Annotated in this window: 4 protein-coding genes and 1 pseudogene; 3 read left to right on the forward strand and 2 right to left on the reverse strand. The window is 62.2% G+C overall.

Going from position 1 to position 6256, the window contains the following annotated elements; all coding sequences use genetic code 11:
- Window positions 1-93 precede the first annotated feature (93 nt).
- The gene (locus tag IQK56_RS29970) at window positions 94-1092 is read right to left on the reverse strand and encodes an AraC family transcriptional regulator (RefSeq protein ID WP_193864255.1); all 999 of its coding nucleotides are present in this window, start codon (window positions 1090-1092) and stop codon (window positions 94-96) included.
- Window positions 1093-1431: 339 nt separating this feature from the next.
- Here IQK56_RS29970 and IQK56_RS29975 point away from each other — a divergent pair, with 339 nt between their 5' ends.
- The 3 genes from IQK56_RS29975 (at window position 1432) to IQK56_RS29985 (ending at window position 4473) form a co-directional block, all read left to right on the forward strand.
- Complete coding sequence (locus IQK56_RS29975) at window positions 1432-2763, forward strand: dicarboxylate/amino acid:cation symporter (protein WP_122306490.1); 1332 nt, start codon at window positions 1432-1434, stop codon at window positions 2761-2763.
- Between the two features lie 142 nt (window positions 2764-2905).
- Complete coding sequence (locus IQK56_RS29980) at window positions 2906-3892, forward strand: XdhC family protein (protein WP_122306489.1); 987 nt, start codon at window positions 2906-2908, stop codon at window positions 3890-3892.
- Window positions 3889-4473 carry an NTP transferase domain-containing protein gene (locus IQK56_RS29985; protein WP_193864256.1) on the forward strand — a complete coding sequence of 195 codons (585 nt, stop codon included), beginning with the start codon at window positions 3889-3891 and terminating at the stop codon, window positions 4471-4473. Before IQK56_RS29980 ends, IQK56_RS29985 begins: the two co-directional genes overlap by 4 nt.
- Before the next feature lie 74 nt (window positions 4474-4547).
- Here IQK56_RS29985 and IQK56_RS29990 read toward each other — a convergent pair.
- Window positions 4548-6256 (reverse strand): annotated as a pseudogene (locus IQK56_RS29990) (ribonuclease E domain-containing protein); the annotation flags it as partial.

Here is a 6256-nt window from a genome sequence, read left to right on the forward strand (position 1 = left end):
TGAGATCTATCTGATATGTGGAGAGCAAAATGTGGGAGGGCGGTGCGGACGATTCGACTTGCCCCCGATGAGGCCCTCACACACAACACACTTCTAACTCTCCTGCGCGCGATAGGCCCCCGGCGTCAACCCCGTCCACTTCTTGAACGCCCGATGAAACGCCGACGGCTCGGAAAACCCCAACTGCTCGGCAATCTCCTGCAACGACAAATCCGCCCGTCCGAGATGGTAGATGGCGATGTCCCGTCGCAACTCATTCTTGAGCGCCTGAAAGCTGGTGCCTTCTTCACGTAAATGCCGACGCAGGGTCTGCGGACTGATGTGCAGGTGCTGCGCAACGGCTTCCAGGTCTGGCCAGGGCGTGCGGTCGCGGCTCAGCAAGCGACGCAACTGGCTGCTCAAGCTGTCGCCTTCGTCCGGGCGTGACAGCAGGTCGGCGGGGGAGCGCTCCAGAAAGTGCTTGAGGGTGCGCTCGTCCTGCAACAGCGGCAGGCTCAGGTAGCGGGCGGGAAATACCAGGCTGCTGTTCGGTGCGCCGAACACCTGGGGGCAGGGAAACAGCAGGTCATATTCCCCGACGTGGGCGGGCATCGGGTAACTGAACGTGGCCTGGTGCAAGCGAATACGCTGGCCGATCAGCCAACTGCCCAGGCGATGCCAGATCACCAACAGGCATTCGCTGAGGAAGTGATCCGGGTCCCAGAGTTGTGAGTCATCCAGGCTCAGTCGGGCCATTTCGCCTTCCCGCGTCAGCTGCCAGCGCGGGCCTTGCGGGAATAGGCTATAAAATAATAAGCCGCGTTCCAGAGCCTTCTCCAGGGTGCGGCAGTGGATCAATGCATGGCACATCATGGCGAAGGTGCCACGTTTGCTGGGGCCGTCGGCAAAGCCCAGGTACTCGTCGTCCAGCGCCAGCCAAAGCATTTGCAACAACCGGGTAAATTGCTCCGGCGCAATGCGGGCGCGAGGTTCAGTCAGCAGCTCTGGGGTGATGCCCAGTTGTTGCAGCAGGCTTGAATAATCGTAACCGGCCCGACGCGCACCGCCGAGGGCGGCCCGGGCGTAGTGACTGGCGATGGTACGTTCACGCATGCGGGGCCCTCGTCCGTGGAATGGCGGATGGTAGTCATCACCGGGCAGGGCGACAAGGCGGATATCCGCCAAATTGCAGGACGCGATTGGGCGCAGTGGCGGAAACTCGCCAACAGACTCGGCGCTTGGGAGGGCGCTTGAAAACCCTCAGCCCTTATGCCTGAAGGCCCTTGGCGTTTTTCGGCAAAGTGGCACGACGTTTGCGATAAGGATTACAACGCAGGCCTGGACCTACAGGCTTCGCAAACAACAAATCCCTCCAGTGCAGGAGGGTTCGCAATTCAAGTGTCGTGGGCAATGGCGGATATTTGCCACACGGGACGATTGAGGAATTTTGCAATGACGACTCGTCAGCCAATCTACAAATCCCTGTATTTCCAGGTGATCGTTGCAATCGTTATCGGTATTTTGCTCGGTCACTTCTACCCGGAGACCGGTGTGGCCCTGAAGCCGCTGGGTGACGGGTTTATCAAACTGATCAAAATGGTCATCGCCCCGATCATCTTCTGCACCGTTGTCAGCGGCATCGCTGGCATGCAAAGCATGAAATCGGTCGGCAAAACCGGCGGCTACGCGCTGCTGTACTTCGAAATCGTTTCCACCGTTGCCCTGCTGATCGGCCTGATCGTGGTGAACGTTGTGCAACCGGGCGCCGGCATGCACATCGACGTCGCGACCCTGGACGCTTCCAAAGTCGCTGCCTACGTGACTGCCGGTAAAGACCAGAGCATCGTCGGCTTTATCCTCAACGTGATTCCGAACACCATCGTCGGCGCCTTCGCCAACGGCGACATCCTGCAAGTGCTGATGTTCTCGGTGATCTTCGGTTTCGCCCTGCATCGCCTGGGTGCCTACGGCAAGCCGGTGCTGGACTTCATCGATCGCTTCGCCCACGTGATGTTCAACATCATCAACATGATCATGAAGCTCGCGCCACTCGGTGCCCTGGGCGCCATGGCGTTCACCATCGGTGCCTACGGTGTAGGTTCCCTGGTGCAGTTGGGCCAACTGATGATCTGCTTCTACATCACGTGCCTGCTGTTCGTACTGGTGGTGCTGGGTGGTATCTGCCGCGCTCACGGTTTCAGCGTGATCAAACTGATCCGCTACATCCGTGAAGAGCTGCTGATCGTGCTGGGTACTTCCTCCTCGGAATCCGCACTGCCACGCATGCTGATCAAGATGGAGCGTCTGGGTGCGAAGAAATCCGTAGTGGGCCTGGTCATCCCGACTGGCTACTCCTTCAACCTCGACGGTACTTCGATCTACCTGACCATGGCTGCCGTGTTCATCGCCCAGGCGACTGACACCCACATGGACATCACCCACCAGATCACCCTGCTGCTGGTGCTGCTGCTGTCCTCCAAAGGCGCTGCTGGCGTGACCGGTTCGGGCTTCATCGTACTGGCTGCAACCCTGTCGGCCGTAGGCCACCTCCCGGTTGCCGGCCTGGCGCTGATCCTGGGTATCGACCGCTTCATGTCCGAAGCCCGCGCACTGACCAACCTGGTCGGTAATGCTGTTGCCACCATCGTTGTGGCCAAGTGGGTCAAGGAACTGGACACCGACAAGCTGCAAAGCGAGCTGGCGTCCGGCGGTACCGGTATCTCGGAAACCCGCGAAATCGATGACCTGGGCGTGGCCGAAGGCCCGGCACCTGTCGTCAAGTAAGCCGCTGATGGCGTGAACCCACGCCAACAGCTATCCGCAAACGCCCCGACTGGTTCGCGTTTGCGTTTCTGCCCGGCCACTTTTGAATCGGTTTGCTTTACAGTAAATGAATACTTCATCAACAACGCTGGCGGGAGACTGAATGGACAGTGTGGATTTGAATGTCCTGCGCAGCGTGCTCGAGTGGCGCCGCGCCGGGCAGCGAGTGGTGTTGTACAGCGTGGTCCAGACCTGGGGCAGTGCACCGCGTCCACCGGGGGCGATGCTGGCCCTGAGGGGCGATGGGGTGGTGATTGGCTCGGTCTCCGGCGGTTGCATCGAGGATGACTTGATCGCCCGACTGCAGGACGGCCGCTTGCCCGATGACGGCCCGCCGGTGCAGTTGGTGACCTACGGCGTCACCCGTGATGAGGCGGCGCGTTTTGGCTTGCCCTGCGGCGGTACGCTGCGCCTGACCGAAGAGCGGGTGGATGACTGGGACTGGGTCGCGCAGCTGCTGGCGCGCTGTGAGGATCATCAGATTGTGGCGCGGGAGCTTAATCTGGCAACTGGCGAGGTGACACTCAGCGGCGCGAGCAAGACCGATGTGGTCACGTTCGACGGCGAACGCCTGCGCGCCATCTACGGCCCACGCTGGCGCCTGCTGCTGATTGGCGCCGGGCAGCTGTCGCGCTATGTGGCGGAAATGGCGCGCCTGCTGGATTTCGAAGTGCTGATCTGCGACCCCCGCGAAGAGTTCGTGTACGGCTGGGAAGAGCAACACGGCCGCTTTGTACCGGGCATGCCCGATGAAGCGGTGCTGAATATCCAGACCGACGAACGCACGGCCATTGTCTGCCTTACCCACGATCCGCGTCTGGACGATATGGCATTGCTCACGGCGTTGAATTCCAGTGCCTTCTATATCGGCGCGCTAGGTTCACGGGTCAATACCCAAAAGCGCCGGGAAAACCTCGCCGCGCTGGGTTTGTCGGCAGAGGCGATTGCGCGTTTGCATGGGCCGATTGGCTTGCATATCGGCAGTCATACGCCGGCGGAAATTGCGTTGTCGCTGCTGGCGGAAATTGTCGCGATCAAAAACGGCGTGGCGCCGATGCAGAAAAAACCGTTGCCGGCGGTGGCTGAGTGACTTTGACGGCGATTGTGCTGGCAGCGGGGCAGGGCAGCCGGTTCCGTGCCGAGGCCGGGGCGGATCAGGATAAGTTGCTGGCCCTGTGTGTTGGCCGGGACGGCGTGACGCGGCCAGTGATCGAGCAGGTGCTGGTGAATTTGCCGGTGAGAGTGGTGGATCGCTGGGTGGTGACCTCGCCGGAGCGTGTGGAGATTATCCGCTTGGCCCAGGCTTATGGCTGTCAGGTCTTGCTGCTGCAATCGGCGGGGATGGGCGACAGCATCGCCGCGGCGGTTGCGGCCAGTGCATCAGCCGAGGGTTGGCTGGTAGTCTTGGGCGATATGCCGTTTATCCAGTCAGCCAGCATTGAGCAGGTGATTGACGCGCTTGTGGCAGATGGTATCAGTGTGCCGGTACAGGCGGGGCAGTATGGGCATCCCGTCGCGTTTGGCCGGGCGTTCGGGCCGCACCTGATGGCGCTGTCCGGTGATCGGGGCGCCAGGCCATTGTTTACCCAGGCGACGTTGAGGGAGGTGCAGGTGGAGGATCGAGGCGTGTTGTGGGATGTGGATGTGCCCGCGACGTTGCAGTACCGATAAACCTGACAGATAAAAAAGCCCCGCCTGATCACTCAGGCGGGGCTTTTTAGTAGCTACTGGAATCAGACGAGGGATTAGTCTCGTGCTTCTGTTTCCTGAGCTGCCGCAGCGGCGGCCTCAGCTTCCTTGCGACGGCGACGCACTTCACGTGGGTCGTTCGGCGCACGGCCGTTTTCGGTCAGGGCGCTGGCCGGCGCGGCTTCAACCACCGGGGCGGCGACTTCGGCAACCACTGGCGCTTCAACCACTGGCGCGGCCTCAACGACTGGCGCTGGCTCGACAACCACGGCTTCGACAACCGGTGCTGGCGCTTCTTCTACCGCAGGTGCAGGCGCTGGCGCTTCAACTGGTGCGGCTGGCTCGGCAGTCCACTGGAAGGCGGTCTGTTCTTCGCGAACTTCACGCACTTCAGGGGCGGCTTCGACAGCAGGTACTTCGGCGACTGCTTCAACCACAGGCTGAGGCTCGACGACCGGTGCAGGCTCGACAGCGCCCACTTCCACTTCTGGCTGGGCTTCTTGAACCGGTGCAACTTCCACTTCCGGAGCGACTGGCGCTTCGATTGGGGTAGTCGCTTCGACCACAGGCGCTTCAACCACGGCAGCTTCAACAACCGGCGCTTCTACGACAGCGGCTTCAGCGGGGGGCGCTTCAACCGCTTGAGTGTCAGCGACCGGTTCTACCGCAGCGGTTTCTTCGACAGCGGCGGTAGCGCGTTCAGCTTGCTCGTGAGCCTGGGCTTCAGCAGGTGCGCTGATGACCGAGCTGGCAACGGCTGCGGTTACGGCCAAGCCGACAGCCAGTTCGGCACCTGTTGGTTCGTTAGCTTCGTGGGTCGCGCCTTCAGCGTTCTCGCCGGTCTCTTCCGAGCCTTCGATTACATTGCCGTTGGCATCACGCTGACGCTCGCGACGGTTGCTGCGACGACGCTGGCCACGGGAGCGGCGGCGTGGACGATCGCCTTCGGCGTTGTCCTGACCGTCTTCCTGCAGTTGCTCTTCGCCGGTCAGTACTTCTTCTTCGTCACTGGCAGTAGCAGCTTGCTCGGCACGTGGTTGACGCTCCTCACGCGGTGGGCGCGGCTGGCGCTCTTCACGGGGGGGCGCGTTCTTCACGCGGCTGGCGGGCCGGACGCTCTTCGGTGGTCGCAGCGGCGGCGGCAGCAACGGCAGGTGCAGCGTCCAGTGGCTCACGCAGTTCACGCACGCGTTCTTCACGCTCGCCACGCGGCTTGCGATCTTCACGGGGGGCGCGTGGGGTACGTGGTGCGCGCTCTTCACGCGGTGCACGTTCTTCGCGGGCTACGGCCGGGGTTTCTTCACGGGCTTCGCGAGGTGCACGCTCTTCACGTGGTGCGCGTTCTTCACGCGGTGCACGCTCTTCGCGAGGCTTGCGCTCTTCGTCACGGCGACCGTTGCGGTTACGGCTTTGCTGACGGCCGTTGCGACGCTCTTCGTTACGCGCCGGGCGCTCGGAAGCGGGTTTTTCAACCACAACCGGAGCCGCAGGCTCTTCCTTGGTGGCGAACAGGCTGACCAGCGACTTCACCAGGCCTTTGAACAGGCTTGGTTCAGGCAGGGCGGCCGGGGCGGCAACCGGGGCGGCAGCTTCAACCGGGACCGGTGCGTTGGCACGGGCTGGCGCGGTTTTCACGGCAGCTTCCTGGCGAACCAGGGTGCGGGTCGCGGCGGCCGGCTGGACTTCTTCCACTTCGGCGGCGGCAGCGGCGATTTCATAGCTGGACTGGCCGCTGTGGGCTTCCGGGCTGTCATCACGCAGGCGC

Origin of the sequence: Pseudomonas cyclaminis, from assembly GCF_015163715.1 — a bacterium.
Classification (GTDB): Bacteria; Pseudomonadota; Gammaproteobacteria; order Pseudomonadales; family Pseudomonadaceae; genus Aquipseudomonas; species Aquipseudomonas cyclaminis.